Annotated in this window: 18 protein-coding genes, 1 tRNA gene and 1 pseudogene; 13 read left to right on the top strand and 7 right to left on the bottom strand. The window is 58.3% G+C overall.

Annotated elements, in window-relative coordinates; genetic code table 11:
• The first annotated feature begins 4 nt into the window (after positions 1–4).
• The 4 genes from bamC to HU742_RS06430 all read left to right on the top strand — a co-directional run bounded on the left by bamC (position 5) and on the right by HU742_RS06430 (position 2,797).
• Complete coding sequence (gene bamC / locus HU742_RS06415) at positions 5–1,120, top strand: NlpB/DapX family lipoprotein (protein WP_186635989.1); 1,116 nt, start codon at positions 5–7, stop codon at positions 1,118–1,120.
• Positions 1,121–1,124: 4 nt separating this feature from the next.
• The gene (locus HU742_RS06420) at positions 1,125–1,883 is read left to right on the top strand and encodes an MBL fold metallo-hydrolase (RefSeq protein ID WP_186612227.1); all 759 of its coding nucleotides are present in this window, start codon (positions 1,125–1,127) and stop codon (positions 1,881–1,883) included.
• 27 nt (positions 1,884–1,910) lie between these two features.
• Positions 1,911–2,624 carry a phosphoribosylaminoimidazolesuccinocarboxamide synthase gene (gene purC, locus HU742_RS06425; protein ID WP_186635992.1) on the top strand — a complete coding sequence of 238 codons (714 nt, stop codon included), beginning with the start codon at positions 1,911–1,913 and terminating at the stop codon, positions 2,622–2,624.
• A gap of 83 nt (positions 2,625–2,707) precedes the next feature.
• A tRNA-Ser gene (locus HU742_RS06430) sits at positions 2,708–2,797 on the top strand.
• Positions 2,798–3,001: 204 nt separating this feature from the next.
• On the opposite strand, the gene HU742_RS06435 is transcribed toward HU742_RS06430, so the two are convergent.
• The 4 genes from HU742_RS06435 to HU742_RS06450 all read right to left on the bottom strand — a co-directional run bounded on the left by HU742_RS06435 (position 3,002) and on the right by HU742_RS06450 (position 5,249).
• A complete protein-coding gene (locus HU742_RS06435; RefSeq protein WP_186635995.1) occupies positions 3,002–3,616 on the bottom strand; it encodes a hypothetical protein in 615 nt (204 codons plus the stop codon).
• A gap of 352 nt (positions 3,617–3,968) precedes the next feature.
• On the bottom strand, positions 3,969–4,235 hold the full coding sequence (locus HU742_RS06440) for a short-chain dehydrogenase (protein WP_186635998.1): 267 nt from the start codon (positions 4,233–4,235) through the stop codon (positions 3,969–3,971).
• Positions 4,236–4,563: 328 nt separating this feature from the next.
• Complete coding sequence (locus HU742_RS06445; protein WP_186643715.1) at positions 4,564–4,968, bottom strand: hypothetical protein; 405 nt, start codon at positions 4,966–4,968, stop codon at positions 4,564–4,566.
• Positions 4,968–5,249, bottom strand: a complete 282-nt coding sequence (locus tag HU742_RS06450; protein ID WP_186636004.1) for a hypothetical protein — start codon at positions 5,247–5,249, stop codon at positions 4,968–4,970. The genes HU742_RS06445 and HU742_RS06450 overlap by 1 nt, the downstream gene beginning before the upstream one ends.
• A 354-nt stretch (positions 5,250–5,603) precedes the next feature.
• Here HU742_RS06450 and HU742_RS27005 point away from each other — a divergent pair.
• The 3 genes and pseudogenes from HU742_RS27005 to HU742_RS06460 all read left to right on the top strand — a co-directional run.
• A pseudogene (locus tag HU742_RS27005) lies at positions 5,604–6,380 on the top strand (MCP four helix bundle domain-containing protein); the annotation flags it as partial.
• Positions 6,381–6,458: 78 nt separating this feature from the next.
• On the top strand, positions 6,459–7,238 hold the full coding sequence (locus HU742_RS27010; protein ID WP_437179890.1) for a methyl-accepting chemotaxis protein: 780 nt from the start codon (positions 6,459–6,461) through the stop codon (positions 7,236–7,238).
• Positions 7,239–7,251: 13 nt separating this feature from the next.
• Positions 7,252–7,998 (top strand): phytanoyl-CoA dioxygenase family protein, encoded by a 747-nt coding sequence (locus tag HU742_RS06460; protein ID WP_186643717.1) that lies wholly within the window; start codon positions 7,252–7,254, stop codon positions 7,996–7,998.
• A gap of 11 nt (positions 7,999–8,009) precedes the next feature.
• Here HU742_RS06460 and HU742_RS06465 read toward each other — a convergent pair whose 3' ends face one another.
• From HU742_RS06465 to HU742_RS06475, 3 genes are all read right to left on the bottom strand, one after another.
• The gene (locus HU742_RS06465) at positions 8,010–8,378 is read right to left on the bottom strand and encodes a cupin domain-containing protein (protein WP_186636013.1); all 369 of its coding nucleotides are present in this window, start codon (positions 8,376–8,378) and stop codon (positions 8,010–8,012) included.
• Positions 8,379–8,482: 104 nt separating this feature from the next.
• Complete coding sequence (locus HU742_RS06470; RefSeq protein ID WP_186643718.1) at positions 8,483–9,289, bottom strand: AraC family transcriptional regulator; 807 nt, start codon at positions 9,287–9,289, stop codon at positions 8,483–8,485.
• A gap of 127 nt (positions 9,290–9,416) precedes the next feature.
• The gene (locus HU742_RS06475) at positions 9,417–9,608 is read right to left on the bottom strand and encodes a YegP family protein (protein ID WP_186636019.1); all 192 of its coding nucleotides are present in this window, start codon (positions 9,606–9,608) and stop codon (positions 9,417–9,419) included.
• A 162-nt stretch (positions 9,609–9,770) separates the two neighbouring features.
• On the opposite strand from HU742_RS06475, the gene HU742_RS06480 reads away from it, so the two are divergent.
• The 6 genes from HU742_RS06480 to HU742_RS06505 all read left to right on the top strand — a co-directional run bounded on the left by HU742_RS06480 (position 9,771) and on the right by HU742_RS06505 (position 15,241).
• Positions 9,771–10,706, top strand: a complete 936-nt coding sequence (locus tag HU742_RS06480; protein ID WP_186636022.1) for a LysR substrate-binding domain-containing protein — start codon at positions 9,771–9,773, stop codon at positions 10,704–10,706.
• A gap of 71 nt (positions 10,707–10,777) precedes the next feature.
• Entirely contained in the window at positions 10,778–11,143 is a 366-nt protein-coding gene (locus tag HU742_RS06485; protein ID WP_186636026.1) for a 5-carboxymethyl-2-hydroxymuconate Delta-isomerase, read from the top strand.
• Between the two features lie 193 nt (positions 11,144–11,336).
• The gene (locus HU742_RS06490; protein WP_186643719.1) at positions 11,337–12,986 is read left to right on the top strand and encodes a phosphoethanolamine transferase; all 1,650 of its coding nucleotides are present in this window, start codon (positions 11,337–11,339) and stop codon (positions 12,984–12,986) included.
• A 68-nt stretch (positions 12,987–13,054) separates the two neighbouring features.
• A complete protein-coding gene (locus tag HU742_RS06495; protein WP_186643720.1) occupies positions 13,055–13,696 on the top strand; it encodes a class I SAM-dependent methyltransferase in 642 nt (213 codons plus the stop codon).
• 121 nt (positions 13,697–13,817) lie between these two features.
• Positions 13,818–14,951 (top strand): ribonuclease D, encoded by a 1,134-nt coding sequence (gene rnd / locus HU742_RS06500; protein ID WP_186636034.1) that lies wholly within the window; start codon positions 13,818–13,820, stop codon positions 14,949–14,951.
• A complete protein-coding gene (locus tag HU742_RS06505; RefSeq protein WP_186614117.1) occupies positions 14,948–15,241 on the top strand; it encodes a YcgL domain-containing protein in 294 nt (97 codons plus the stop codon). The genes rnd and HU742_RS06505 overlap by 4 nt, the downstream gene beginning before the upstream one ends.
• Positions 15,242–15,338: the final 97 nt, after the last annotated feature.

A 15,338-nucleotide genomic window follows, 5' to 3' on the forward strand; every position in this document is an offset into this window, starting at 1 on the left:
ACGCATGAAGCGAATGGCCGGCCTTTCCGCACTTGCCTTGATTATCTCCAGCACCAGTGGCTGTGGATGGGTCTGGGGCCCGGATGGTTATTTCCGTGACCGTGGTAGCGACTACCTCGAAGCGCAACAGACTGCACCGATGCAACTGCCACCCGACGTCAGCGTCGCCAAGCGCCTGGATCCGCTGTTGCCGATCCCGCGCAACGTCGCCGACGACAGCGTCAAGGGCGAATACATCGTGCCGCGTCCACAGCCGCTGTCGGCCGTGGCCGATGCGAGCGACTACACCCTGCAAAAGAGTGGCGATTCGAGCTGGGTCATGGGCCAGCACCCGCCGGCCGAAGTCTGGCCCGTGGCGATCCAGTTCTTCCAGGACAACGGTTTCCGCCTGGATGAGCAGCGCCCACAGACCGGCGAATTCACCACCACCTGGCAACGCGCCGATGAACTGTCCGCCGCCATGGCCAAGCGCCTGAGCGCCGCCGGTGTTGCCGCCGACAGCGAAACCCGCGTACGGGTACGGATCGAGCCGGGTGTGCAGCGCAACACCAGTGAAATCTACGTCGTCAGCGCCGAGCGTCCCGCCGGCAGCACCGCCGACGTGGCCTTCACCAACCGCTCGGTCAATAGCGGCCTCGACGCCGCGCTGGTGGACGACATGCTCGCCAGCATGAGCCGCACCGCCGAGCAGGGCGGTTCGGTGTCGATGCTGGCCACCCGAGACTACGACACCCCAAGCCGCGTCAGCCTGAGCGAGGACGGCAGCGGTAACCCGGTGCTCAACGTCGGCTCCGACCTGGATCGTGCCTGGTCGAGCGTGGGTCGTGCGTTGGAGCAGGGCGAATGGCGAGTTGAGGACATCAACCGCAGCCTGGGCCTTTACTACATCAACCTCGCTGAAAAAGCCGAGAAGAAAGACGAGAAGCCTGGCTTCTTCAGTGGTCTGTTCGGCAGCGCGCCGGACAAGGAAGAAATCGAAGCCCGTGCCGAGCGTTATCAGGTTCGCCTGAGCAAGGTCGGCGACAACGTCCAGGTGACCGTCGAGAAAAACATCAACACCGTTGCGCCGGCCGATGTGGCCCGCAAAGTGTTGGGCGTGATTCAGGACAACCTGGGCTGATCCGATGCGTTTTGCCGTTCTCGGCAGCGGTAGCCAGGGCAACGGCACGCTGATCGCCAGCGCCGGTACCTATGTGCTGGTCGATTGTGGTTTCTCCTTGCGAGAAACCGAGAAGCGCCTGTTGCGCCTGGGTGTCCATCCGGCGCAACTGAGCGCGATACTCGTGACCCACGAACATGCCGACCACGTGCATGGCGTGGGTTTGCTGTCTCGGCGCTACAATCTGCCGGTCTACCTGAGTCGCGGAACGCATGGCGGCCTGCGCAAACCCATCGAACCGGCTGGCTTCGTGGCCGGTGGCGAGCAGTTGCGCATCGGTGCCCTGGACATCAGCGTGGTCAGCGTGGCGCATGACGCCCGTGAGCCGACGCAATATGTCTTCAGCGATGGCGAGCGGCGCTTCGGATTGCTGACCGACCTGGGCTCGTACTGCGACAGGGTCATGGACAGTTATCGGGACCTCGATGCGCTGATGATCGAGTCCAACCATTGCCGCGACATGCTGGCGCGAGGGTACTATCCGTACTTCCTCAAGCAGCGGGTCGGCGGGGAACACGGACATTTGAACAACCACCAGGCGGCATTCCTGGTGGCCGAGTTGGGCTGGCAAGGCCTGCAACACCTGGTCCTGGCCCATCTGAGCAGCAAGAACAACCTGCCGCAGCTGGCCCGGCAATGTTTTGTCGACACCCTTGGGTGCGACCCGGACTGGCTGCAACTGGCCGATCAAGATTCAGGGCTCGACTGGCGACATATCGCCTAGCCCACTACTTAGCAAGCGGAGCCCATCATGGAAAAACGTGAAGAACTCTACCGCGGCAAAGCCAAGTCGGTTTACAAGACCGACGACGCTGACCGCTTGATCCTGCTGTTTCGCAACGACACCTCGGCGTTCGACGGCAAGCGCATCGAACAGCTCGACCGCAAGGGCATGGTGAACAACAAGTTCAACGCCTTCATCATGCAGAAACTCGAAGCCGCCGGCGTGCCGACCCAGTTCGACAAGCTGCTGGGCGACAACGAATGCCTGGTCAAGAAGCTGGACATGATCCCGGTCGAATGCGTCGTGCGTAACTACGCCGCCGGCAGCCTGGTCAAGCGCCTGGGCGTGGAAGAGGGCATGAAGCTCAATCCCTACACCTTCGAGCTGTTCCTGAAGGACGACGCCAAGGGCGATCCCTTCATCAACGAATCCCACGTCGTGGCCTTCGGTTGGGGCACCAGCGAACAACTGGCGCGCATGAAGGAATTGTCCCTCAAGGTCAACGAAGTGCTGACCAAGCTGTTCGACGACGCTGGCCTGTTGCTGGTGGACTTCAAGCTTGAATTCGGCGTGTTCAGCGATGGCTCCATCGTCCTGGGCGACGAATTCAGCCCGGACGGCTGCCGCCTCTGGGACAAGGACACCAAGAAGAAGATGGACAAGGACCGCTTCCGCCAAGGCCTCGGTGACGTCATCGAAGCCTACGAAGAAGTCGCCCAGCGCCTGGGTGTACCGCTGTAATCGACGCAAGCATCTGATAGCACGGAAAAAATTTCGCCCGGGGGTTCGCTTCCGGCAAATGTGCTGGTATGATGCGCGCCACTGGAGAGATGCCGGAGTGGCCGAACGGGACGGATTCGAAATCCGTTGTACTGGCGACAGTACCTAGGGTTCAAATCCCTATCTCTCCGCCATAATTGTGTATGACTAAACCCCTGAAATGGTTGAACATTTCAGGGGTTTTTTCGTTTCTTGCGTTTGGTTTAGGGGGGAGCTAAAGGGCTCGCTATGATGCCGTCTCAGAATGCTCTGTGAATGCGGTTGATAGGTTAGCTATCGACTTGGGAGAAGGGCGGGAGATACGACTTGTAGACGCGTGGTGGTTGGCCCAGCTCTTTTTAACGACTGGTTTTCCCCGTATTGGCATCTAGGTAGACTTTGTTGCTTAGGGACATACCGCCGCAATACGTGAAGTACATCCCCGGGCCCCTATTGCTCGAAGCCATCCACCCTCCCATCTCTATGAAGTCTCCTTCCGTACAGGTTCCTTCGTCTATGAGTTGGCGAGCGGCCTGGGAAAATTTGGCCTTGTAGATTCTGTAGTCGTCCGAACCTTTGATGAGGGAATCATCGCCGGTTGCGTTCTCTGCGGGGTCATTAGGACGATTCTTACTAAAATCTTTGATTTGGACCCATTCGGCGAATTTTCCTTCTCTAATGCCGTTGGCACTGGTGCAGGCTTTGTTCCCGTCTTTCACATACTCGCTTTTACCTCCAACACAAGATGCTGAGTACGCCTTGGTGATACGGGCCCAATCTCCTTTTCTTTCTAAAACGTCTACCCCCTCCCTAAACATTAGACGGCCTGCTACTCCACACTCGGTAGAAGGACAGGTGTGTCTGGCGGTGCGATCAGTGGTCACCCACAGCTTGCTTTCCGCCAGCGCATGGATTGAGAGTGTTTGAAGTACGCTGTAAATCGAGAGGCTGAGAATGAAACTTCCGATTTTCATTGGTTTGCGCCTTGATGATTTATATTTTTCCAGTTCCGTGTTTCTTCAAAAAGTGCGGAAGTTTTAACGACTGGCATCCAAGCCTACTTTGTAATAGGAAGCTTGCCAGTGATTACAAATCTATCGAGCACTTTCTGACCATCACGTGCAGCTTGTCGAACGTCAAGAAATGTCAGCTCTTCGTGAGTGACTTTTCTGCGCGCTTTCTCGACTTTTTTATAGTAGCCATCGGAGCCTCCGAGGTGCGTTGATCAGCTTATGTGATTAATCGAGTCTGGGTAAACCGGAGGGTTTCAGTGTCATCGAACCATGCTCGTTTTGACGAAATAGGCCCCGTGAGAGGCCCTTTGAGCTAGGCCGGCTCTGCATCCAATCGCCGGGCAATGACATCGAGCACGTCGCAGCCATCCCTCAAGGAGATGCAGCATAGTTGTGCAAAGTCCTGGAGGACCACTGACTCACTCGGAATATCTCCTCGCATGGCGAGGTTCTCTAGAAGCTGGGTGACCGCGCGAATTCTATAGCCCGCCGTGTCGAGCAGGATGTGCAAAGGCGCAGAGGTATCGACGAAGAGGGGTTGATCGTCGGCATTGTTGGTAAGAGCCATGTATCTATTCATTTCAAACTCCGTTTGATTGAGGGCTTTTCTTACCATTTGTCATTGGGTCGCCAAACCCAAGCCGCTCTTACGAACGACAATTGGACTATAGAGCCCTTCTGTAGAAATCATCAATCAGATGATGCGTAAGAAGATTCCCTGAATTATGTGGGCTGGAAATGTCAGAAAATTCCCCTTCTGCAATTGCGTCCCGCCGCCCTTTTTATTGCGCCCACCCCATTCTGGGATCTAAATAATCACGGCGTTTCGGTCGCAGTTTTGCGGCAGGTCGTCAGCAATCCAACGCCGGCCCGCTTGGGTACGCTGGGCGTCGGCGAGCCGATAAAGACTATTTCTGACGTTTGGCTTTGGCGGCTTTTTGCACGGCTGGGTAGTAACTGATGTCCAGCCTCCCCATCTTCGGCAAGGGGACGCAGGCATAGACGCTTTGGTTCGGTGCAAACCAATCTGAATCGAATAAAACCTGGACTTCATGATTCAAATCGAACTTTGTCCGGTGGGTCAGTCCGCTTGAAGAAAAACCAGGATCTGCGGGATCTAACACAAACTCACCTGGGTAAAGCTTCTCGGTTTTTTGAGTCGTTCCATAGGCGATTCTTACGGCGTGGTCGTCATCAAAAACAGCGACTATTAAACCGGGTCGAGCTTTTGGGCCGGGTTTCCCGACAACCTCTGGAAAATGGCACCAGACAAAATCGCCTGGTGCAGGCAGTGGACGAAAAGGAACGGTCATTAATAGAGCCTTCTGGTTACGCGTTCCTCCGGAATATCCGTAGCAGGGCTAGCGGCACGAATCGCGGCGATTTGTTCTTGGGTCAACGGGCCGTCATCCAGCTCGTACTTTGGTAAATAACGGTCAGCTAGCTGACGCAGTGCGAGGTGAGCGATTTCGGTTTTACTCAGGCCGGTCTGACGCATAAGTAACTCGATGGTCGAGAGACTGACCCCCGTCGGTGTGTCCTGTTTACGTAACCGCAGCAGGAAGCTTTCGGATTTTTCAGCGATGCTGGGCATGATGTGCTCCATGTGTAGCGTGGTCTCAAGTTAGGGAGCGTCCTGCTCCTGTACACCTTCTTCCTGAGGGTGATATCTATTGTATATCAGTTTTCCAGAGTGAACATTCTCTTGAATCCTGACGGTGAGGTGCTATCTGCGGCGATCTTTGAAGCCTATCGCGGCTGGAGAACCTGTGCGACGGGCTTGTATCCAGATGAAGGCTATCAATGTGGTTTTCAGAAAGGTCCTACGAAGCGCCTCACTTTTGGTTGAGTCGTTTCGTCACTTCTTTGTGACAATCAGACTAATGGTCTATAGCTCAAGACATGGCTGCCGATAGGTAGGTATTCCCCCGTGTAAGGAGTGACCCCCATGCCGCGATTTTTTGCCGACCTTGGCTTTCGCTGGAAAATCACTCTCCCGATCGCCTTCCTGGCTGTATTGCTGGCCCTGATGGGGTGGACAGGCATGCGTGGCATCAACCAGGTGACCGAATCCAGCACGCAATTGACTAAACGTTATCTGCCGGCCATCAGCCTGTTGCTCAATGCTGATCGTGATCTTTATCAGGCGTTCGTGGCCGAGCGCAGTCTGTTGGATGGTCATGCAGACGTACATGTGCAAGCGCTGAGTGCCAGTCATGGCGAGAATGCCAAGCAGGCTTACGACCGTGTGCAGCAATATGCCGCAATGCAGCCCGGTGCCGAGGCGCAGGCGTTGGTCAGTCAGTTCAATGACAGCTTCGGCAAATGGATGCAGGTTTCGCGGCGGGTCCTCGAGCAGTCTGTCGGCGATCCGCAGGGTGCCAGCGCCCTGAGTTTTAGTGACAGCGAGCGCCTGTTCGAAGCCATGCGTGATTCCATCGACAAGCTGGGTGAGCTGGAAGATGCCGCCTCGCACCGTGAGGGCGACGCGGCGATTGAAAACGGCGAGGCCGTCGGTATACATCAGGGCGTGATTCTGCTGGTCGGCCTGCTTGGTTGCATCTTGGTAATCGTTGTTCTGCCCTTGGTAGTGCTGACCCCTATGCGCCGGTTGTTGCAAAGGGTCGAGCAGATCGCCGAGGGCGGGGGCGATTTGAAGGGGCGTCTCGAAGTGCGTTCGGCCGATGAGTTGGGCCAGCTCGGCAGCGCTTTCAACCGCTTTCTCGATAAGCTGCAGCCTTTGATCGCCGAGGTCGGGCGGGTGACCGGGGAAGTCGACTCCGCGGCGCGCGCCATGGCCACCATGGCGGCGACGAATGACCGATTGATTAGCAGCGAGCACGCCGCACTGGATCAGGTCAGCACCGCCGCCACGCAGATGAGCGCGGCGGTGCATGAAGTGGCGCATAACGCGGCGAATGCCTCGGGCGCCGCGCAGCAGGCGAGCAGCCAGTCCCGTGACGGTGCCGAGGTGGTCAGCAGTACCATCGAGTCGATCCGCCAGTTGGCCCAAGAAGTGGAGAGCGCTTCGGGCACGATCGAGGCACTGGCCCAGGAAACTTCCAGCATCGGCGCCGTACTCGAGGTAATCCGCGGCATTGCCGAGCAAACCAACTTGCTTGCGCTGAACGCGGCCATCGAAGCTGCGCGAGCCGGTGAGCAAGGCCGTGGTTTTGCCGTGGTCGCCGACGAAGTGAGGGCGTTGGCGGCGCGGACCCAGGATTCGACCAAGGACATCCAGGTTCGCATCGAGCGCTTGCAAAGTGGTGTCGCCAAGGCCGTGCAAGCCATGCAGGTCGGTAGCGATAAGGCCCGGGACAGTGTTGAACGCGCCGCGGGTGTCGATCAGGTGCTCAGCGGTACCGGTGGTTCGATCCAACGGATCAACGACATGGCCGCGCAGATCGCCAGCGCATGTGAAGAGCAGAGCAGCGTCACCGAGGAAATAGCCCGCAATATTTCCGATATCCGTGATCTGTCCAACGAAGCGGCCTCCAATTCTGCCCAGAGCATGCAGGCCAGCCAGCAGCTCTCCAATCTTTCGAGAAACCTGGCAGAGCTGACCGGCCGCTTCCGTACCTGAGGCAGGTGTTGTCGTGTCCGTTGCCGATCAGTTGCGAGCGTTGCATCAGGACGGTTTTGTCCTGATGCAGGCTGTCTTGAGCGCGGGGCAGATCGCCGACCTGCGTTACGCAACCGACCAGCTGAAACCCCAGCACTGGGACTACAGCGGCGTCATCGATCATTACAAATGTGTGTTCAACCGTGACCCGTTCTGGCTGCCGTACCTGGAAGTGAGCGGGGTGATCGAGCTGGCCGAGGCTGCCTTGGGGGAGGATTGTCACATCATCGGTCAGACGGCCTGGCGCTGCCATCCAGGTTTCATCGGCGCCCCGCTGCATCTGGATTACCTTCCTATGGCGCTACCCTCCAGCCTGTTGGAAAACCCGGCCTTTGACCTGCCGATGCAGGTGTTCACCGCGCAGTTTTATCTCGATGACATCGATGCCGACTTGAGCCCGACACAGGTCATTCCCGGCAGCCACAAGGCTGGCCGCGCGCCAATGGCGGGTGAAACGCAATGGCAGGGCCGTGCGGCGCAGCCAGTGCTGTGCCGGGCGGGCGATGTCCTGATATTGCGTAGCGAGTTGTGGCACGCCGGCAGTGACAACCGCACCGTCGACCGCACGCGGTACATGCTCCAGGTGCACTACGGCCGGCGGATGATTGCGCAGAAGTTCTCGCCTTATTTACATTGGCAGTTCAACCCTGAGGTCCTGGCCGCCGCGACACCTCGCCAGCGACGGCTGCTGGGCGACCATCAGGAAGCAGAATACGACTGAACCTGGCTCGGTCAGATCCAGACGTCATTGACCGCCGTTCGCTCATTGGTTTCTTCGCCGGTATTGATGACGCCCCGAGGCTCGATCAATAGCAGTTTCACTTGCCGTTCGGCACTGGGTTTGTGCTCGACACCCTTCTTCACCACGAACATCTCGCCCGGGCCAATCGTTATTGCGCCGTCGCGAAAGTCGATACGCAGCTCACCTTCCAGCACGACGAATGTTTCGTCGGTGTCGGCATGGGTGTGCCAGATGAAGTCGCCTTCTAGCCGGGCGATCTTGAACTGATAGTCGTTCATTTCGGCGATGACCTTTGGCGCCCACTGTTCATCAAACAGTGAGTATTTCTGGGCGAAGTTGATCGGGGAGTACTGATTCATCGGGACACGCTCCTCAAAACTGGGTGATGAGCGCTACCTTACGGCGCAAGGGCGAGGCAGGTATTGGATGATCGTGCAGCTTTGGCGTTGCGCGGCGTAACACCTCAACGCAGCATCTTTAGCCAGCGTGCCGGTGAAATACCAAAAGCCTGGGTATGCAGTCGAGTCATATGGCTCTGGTCGAAAAAACCGCAAGCCACGGCTGCTTCGCTCAACGGCACGCCATGCAATACCAATCGCCGAGCTTCGTTCAATCGACGCTGGGTGATGTAGCGGTAGGGGCTGGTGCCGTACAAAGCGCGGAAATCCCGAGACAGGCTCCACCGGTCCCGGCCACTGGCTTGAACCAGGTCATCCAGGGTAATCGGCTGGTCAAGGGCGTCGTGGATGAGTAGGCGTGCACGCTCTGCCGCCGGATAGTCGATCAGTCGGCGTCCACGCTGGCCACCCGCCGCGACAGAGAGCGCCTGGGCGACGTCGTAGATGGCGTCTTCTTCCTCCAGCGGATCGAGGCCATGTTCCAGGCTGCCGAGCAGCCTGCGGGTCGCGATGTTGAGGCGAAGATCGTTGGACAGCCCGCCTTCAATGAAGGGCAACGGCTTACCGCCCAGTACTTGCTGGATCAGCGATGGCTCTATGTACGACATCCGGTAGCGGAAGCCGTCGCTTGTCCCGGCCTCACCATCATGGACCTCGTCCGGGTGCAGCACGATGGTGCCGCCCGGCTGGCTATGACGTTTGCTGTGCCGATAATTGAAGCTCTGGACACCGGAAAGGGTGAAGCCGATGGCATAGGTGTCATGTCGGTGGGTGGTGTAGCCATGCCCACTGAAATAGGCCTCGATGCGTTCCAGTCTCCTCGATTCAGGCGCGCGCATCAGCCAATCGCGACGGCTGCTTGATTGAGTCATGGGCAACGACCTCTCGCTGTTGTCCGCACACGATACCTGTCTGGTGCCTCGTGCAGCAAAAAACTCCAGCGTGAGCAAAGCTGCTCGTCTAGCTGAGCAGCTTTTCGAGGTGTGCCCGTGTCCGGCTTCAGATCTCCTTCACCGGCGTCTCGCCATGGGCGCTTTTGATCAACCCGATAACATGCAGGCAATCCGCCTTGTTCACGTAGGATTCACCACTGGCGATGGTTTCATGATTGCCGGCCCTCAAGCGCCAGCGCCATTGGCCTTGTCCGGTGTTCGGGGTACCTCGGGTCTGTCTGTAGATCTCAAAATACATCGGTTCGCTCCCTGCGATTTACTGATTCAAGGCATGTTTCGTACATGTCGTCGCAAGCCTAGCCAAGCTGAAAGTTTTCGCTATTGGGAAAACGTTTCCAATGATTGTGAGATATTTCAGAAAATTGCAGCACCTGCTCAAAACGCGAACCAGGAGCCATGGATGAATCGCAACGAACTGCGCAAGGCCGACATCAATCTGATGGTGGTTTTCGAAACGCTGATGCTCGAGCGCAACGTGACACGGGTAGCGGAGAAACTGTTCCTGGGCCAACCGACCATCAGTTCGGCGCTCAACCGTTTGCGCACGCTGTTCAACGACCCGTTATTCATTCGCGTCGGTCATCGCATGGAGCCGACTGCCCGGGCCGAGGAAATCATCCAGCACCTGTCGCCGGCCCTGGATTCGCTGTCGGTGGCCTTGAGCCTGACCCATGATTTCGATCCCGCCAGCAGCACCATGACGTTTCGCATCGGCCTGTCCGATGACGTGGAGTTTGGCCTGCTGCCGCCGCTGTTGCGCAGCTTGCGCCAGGAGGCGCCGCAGATCGTGTTCGTGGTGCAGCACGTCGACTATTGGCGCATCCCCGACCTGCTGGCGTCCGGCGACATCACTGTCGGTATCAGCCAGACTCGCGGGTTACCGGCCAACGCCAAGCGCAAGCTGCTGCGGCACATCCAGCCCTGCGTGTTGCGGGCCGATGCCTCGGACACGCCGTTGACCCTGGACGAATACTGCGCGCGGCCACACGTGCTGGTGTCCCATACCGCCAACATCGCCGGGTATGCCGATGAATGGCTGGCGGAAATCGGTCGCAAGCGCCAAGTGGTGCTGTCGGTGCCGCAGTACAGCGCATTGCCGGCGCTACTGGCAGGCACGGACCTGATCGCCAGCCTGCCGGACTATACCGCCACCGCCATGGCTGCTTCCGGCCAGTTGTTCAGCGAACCTTTTCCCTTCAAGACGCCAACCCTGGACCTGTCCATGGTCTGGCTGAGCCACGTCGACAATGACCCGGCCGAGCGTTGGCTGAGGTCCCGTCTGGAGGCGTTCATGAGTGAGCGCGTGGGTCCGATGGGCGAAACAAAACCTGCCTGAAACAGCAAAGTCGAGGTATGGTTGCGGCGGCTGTCATCTCAAGATCATATTTTCGAATTGGAGTCGAACACATGCCTCACCTGCACATGGAGTACACCGCCAACCTGACTGAGCTGAACGCCGACGTCGCGCTGTTGCGCCTGAACAACGCGCTGGTAGCGTCCGGGCAGTTCGCCGCAGAGTTCGACATCAAGAGTCGGGCCGTGAAAATCGAGACCTTTCGGGTCGGCACTGGCATCGGTGAGCGGGGGTTCGTGCATGTGAAACTGGCGCTGCTAAGCGGTCGTTCGCCGGAAATCAAGAAACAACTGGCAGACAATCTGCTGGCCGTGGTCCAGGAGCTTGGTCCGTGGCCGGCCGGGGTCAGCGTGCAGTTGTGCGTGGAGATTCTAGACATCGACCGTGGTCCTTACGCCAAGGCGGCCATCGGTCTTTGAAATACGGTGTGCACACGCCGTGGATCGATTAGGCGATGGCTGTTTGAAGTGGCCACTTAAATAATAATTTAACAGCAACTTTTTCACGAAAAATTGATGGCGGGCTATCTAGAGTTTGTGTTGCCGTAGGAAATGAATTTTTCACATTTACTGCGCCAGCCTTATAAAGAACGTTCAGGAAGTCCTCGCCATCATGTCAACTGTTAAAGCCGTGCGCCCCGAGTGGGTGACGCTGATCGCCAGTGCGTTTCTACTAGTGGGCTTTAATCTGGTGCTCTGGCAACACCTGCTCATGATCACCGCATCGGACGGTCACGGAGTTTTGCTGTGCCTGGCCTTTGGCGTGATGGTGTTCTGCGCGTTCAACCTGGTGCTGACGCTGCTGGCGTTCCGTCCGCTGCTCAAGCCTGTGCTGACGCTGCTGTTTCTGATCAGTGCCGGCGTGGCGTATTTCATGGCCCAGTATGGGGTCTTGATCGACGCCGGCATGTTGCGCAACTTCGCCGAAACCAATGCCACGGAAGTGCGTGGCTTACTGTCAATAAAATTGTTTGGCTATCTCTTTTTATTGGGCGTGCTGCCAGCCTTGCTGTTGTTCAAGACCCCCGTAAACTATCGTCGCTGGCCCAAGGAATTGTTAAGTAAGTTGATTGTCGCGGTGGTCTCGGCGGCCGTGCTCGGTGGGGTTGCATTGATCAACTACCAGGGCCTGTCTTCGTTGTTTCGCAACCACCACGAGTTGCACTTGATGGTCGTGCCAAGCAACTACATTGGCGCGTCGATCGGCTACTTGCGCGAGCAGGTCGCGTCGGCCAAGCAACCGTTCATTGCCTTGGGCGAGGATGCGAGCCGGAATCCCGCCTGGCAGACCCATGGGCGAAAATCCCTTACCGTGCTGGTCGTGGGGGAGAGTGCCCGGGCCGAAAACTTCGGCATCTTGGGCTACACCCGCGATACCACGCCGCAACTGGATAAAGAGGCGGGGCTGATCGCCTTCACCGACGTACATTCCTGCGGCACCGAAACCGCCGTGTCGGTCCCCTGCATGTTTTCCAACATGGGGCGCAAGGACTACGACGCCAGCAAGGCGAGGAACGAAGAGGGCCTGCTGGACGTGCTCAAGCGCGCCGGGCTGGAGGTGATCTGGCGGGACAATCAGTCCGGCTGCAAAGGCACCTGCGACCGGGTCACGGTGCAAGATGTGAGCAATCTCAAGGACCCGACCCTGTGCGCCAACAGTGAGTGCCGCGACGAGATTCTGCTCCAGGGCCTGCAGCATTTCATCGACACCCTCGACAAGGACACTGTGCTGGTATTGCACCAGATGGGCAGCCATGGGCCGGAGTACTTCAAGCGTTATCCCAAGGAGTACGAGCATTTCACTCCGGTGTGCGAAAGCAACGCGCTGAACAATTGCAGTCGCGAAAGCATCGTCAACGGTTACGACAACACCTTGGTGTACACCGATCACGTGCTGTCGACGCTGATCGATCTGCTGCGCGCCAATCAGGACAAAGTCGACACCGCGATGCTGTACCTGTCGGACCATGGCGAGTCCTTGGGCGAATACAACCTGTTCCTTCATGGCACGCCGTACATGCTGGCCCCGGAGCAACAGAAGCACGTGGCGATGCTGGCCTGGTTTTCCGACAGCTACCAAAAGTCCTTCGCCGTCGATACCCATTGCCTGCAACTGAGTCGGGACAAACCCCTGAGCCAGGACAACCTGTTCCATTCGATGCTTGGGCTGCTGGAGGTCAACAGCAAAGTCTACAACCAGGATCTCGACTTGTTCGCCAGCTGTCGCGGTGCGGTGATTGACGGTGTGCTGGCCCGGAAATAATGCCTACACCTTTTTTTCACGCAGCGTTGTTTAACCTGTTCTTCAATCTTTCTTCATGAGCTGTGAGCATGCCCCGGCAATCCCCATCCACTGTCGAGCTTGAGTTCGCCAGGCAGCATGACCAGGAGCATGCGCAAATTTGCCGTCAGCCGGCGCCTCGCCGCTTGCGCCTGGCGTTCTGGCGTGACGAGCAGTTGGTGCGCAACGCCTTGAAAGTGGCGGGTGAGCCTGGGCTGGTGCTGGACGTGGCGTGTGGGGCGGGGCGGTTCTGGCCGGTGTTGGGCGAACATGCCAACCGGGTGATCCTGGCGGCGGACCCGTCGCCAGGCATGCTTGAGCACGCCCGCAGCCATCATGAAGGCGCATTGCTCGAACGGGTCACGACTTTCCCGAGTTCGGCGTTTACCCTCGGCCTGTCAGCCAATGCGGTCGACTGTATTTTTTGTTTGCAGCTGTTTCTGCACGTCAAGGCCAGCGAGCATCGCCTGGCCTTGCTGCACGAATTTCATCGGGTCAGTCGCGACACGGTGATTGTCTCGGTCCAGATCGAAGGGCCTCTCAAGCTCGGCAAGCCGACACTGCGGGGCCTGGCCGATAAGGGCGACGTCGAAGCGCAGTTCATCGAGGCCGGATTCACCGTGCTGTGGCACCAGGATTTCCTGCCGGGTTTCGCGATGAAGCGAGTTTACGTATTACGCAAGGCCGGTTAACTCTGGATGTAGGACTATTCTTGCGTTTGCGCAGGCGATTTCTCTCAAGCTCTTGCTCCGTAGATGCTCGCAACCGCCGACGGCGATATATACTGCGCGCCATTCTTCAAGGGAGAGCCGTGTGGCCATCGATATTCACTGGATTCGCGACAACGATAGCCTCGGTCAGTTTTGCGCCGAATGGCAAGCGTTGCCATTCGTCGCCCTCGACACCGAATTCATGCGGGTCGACACTTTTTATCCGATTGCCGGCTTGCTTCAGATCGGCGACGGCAAGCGCGCCTACCTGATCGATCCCTTGGCCATCAATGACTGGAAACCCTTGGCCGCGCTGCTGGAGAACCCGGCGGTGCTCAAGGTGTTGCATGCCTGCAGCGAGGACTTGGAAGTCCTGCTGCGCCTGACCGGCAGCCTGCCCGCGCCGTTGTTCGACACGCAATTGGCCGCCGCCTACTTGAACCTTGGTTTTTCCATGGGCTACTCGCGGTTGGTGCAGGAAGTACTGGCCATCGAACTGCCCAAGGGCGAGACCCGTTCCGACTGGTTGCAACGGCCCTTGTCCGAGACGCAAATCAGCTACGCCGCGGAAGATGCGGTGCATCTGGCGGAAGTTTTCGTACAGCTGCGCCCGAAACTTTCCGACGACAAGTACGCCTGGGTGCTAGAGGACGGCGCCGAACTGGTGGCCAACCTGCGTCGCGAAATCGACCCGTACGAGGTGTACCGCGAGGCCAAGCTGGCCTGGAAGCTGTCCCGTGCGCAACTGGCCGTGCTGCGCGAGCTGTGTGCCTGGCGCGAGCGCGAAGCGCGGGCCCGTGACCTGCCGCGCAATCGCATCATCCGTGAGCATTCACTGTGGCCCCTGGCCCGCACGCAGCCGGATAATCTCGGCGCGCTGGCGAAGATCGAAGACATGCATCCGCGTACCGTGCGCCAGGACGGCGAATTTCTGCTGGACCTGATCAAACGTGCGGCCAGCGTGCCCCCCGAGCAATGGCCACCCGCCGTGCCCGAGCCACTGCCCATCGAGGCGTCGGCGCTGCTCAAGCGCCTCAAGGCGCTGGGGCAGGCCGAAGCCGAGCGCCTGGGCATAGCGCCGGAGCTGATGCTGCGCAAGAAAACCCTCGAAGCCCTGTTAAAAAGCGGCTTTCCCGAGGGTCCTTACCAATTGCCCGATTCGCTGCGTGGCTGGCGCCGCGAGTTGATGGGCCAGGCCCTGCTCGACAGCCTGGCCACCGCCGGAGAACAGCCTTGAAACGTATCTGCTCCATCTATCGAAGCTCGAAGAAAAACGAGATGTACCTGTATGTGCTCAAGAGCGATGCCTTGAAGCGTGTGCCGGAGCCATTAATGGCGGCATTCGGCAAGGCGATCCATGCCTTTGACCTGGTGCTGAGTCCCGAGCGGGAGCTGTCTCGGGAGGACATCAACAAGGTGCTGGAAAATCTCGACACCCAGGGTTATCACTTGCAAATGCCACCGGCCGAAGACGAGTACATCGAGCATTTGCCGGAAGAGTTGCTGCGACGCAACGACCCGATCTGACACTACCCAGGCGCCGGTCTCGGCGCCTCTTGAAACATTGAAACGATTTGGCGATGGTCCGTAGGGACGGAGCGATACTCTGTCAGCGGCCGTCTGC

This window comes from Pseudomonas marvdashtae (assembly GCF_014268655.2).
GTDB classification, from domain to species: domain Bacteria; phylum Pseudomonadota; class Gammaproteobacteria; order Pseudomonadales; family Pseudomonadaceae; genus Aquipseudomonas; species Aquipseudomonas marvdashtae.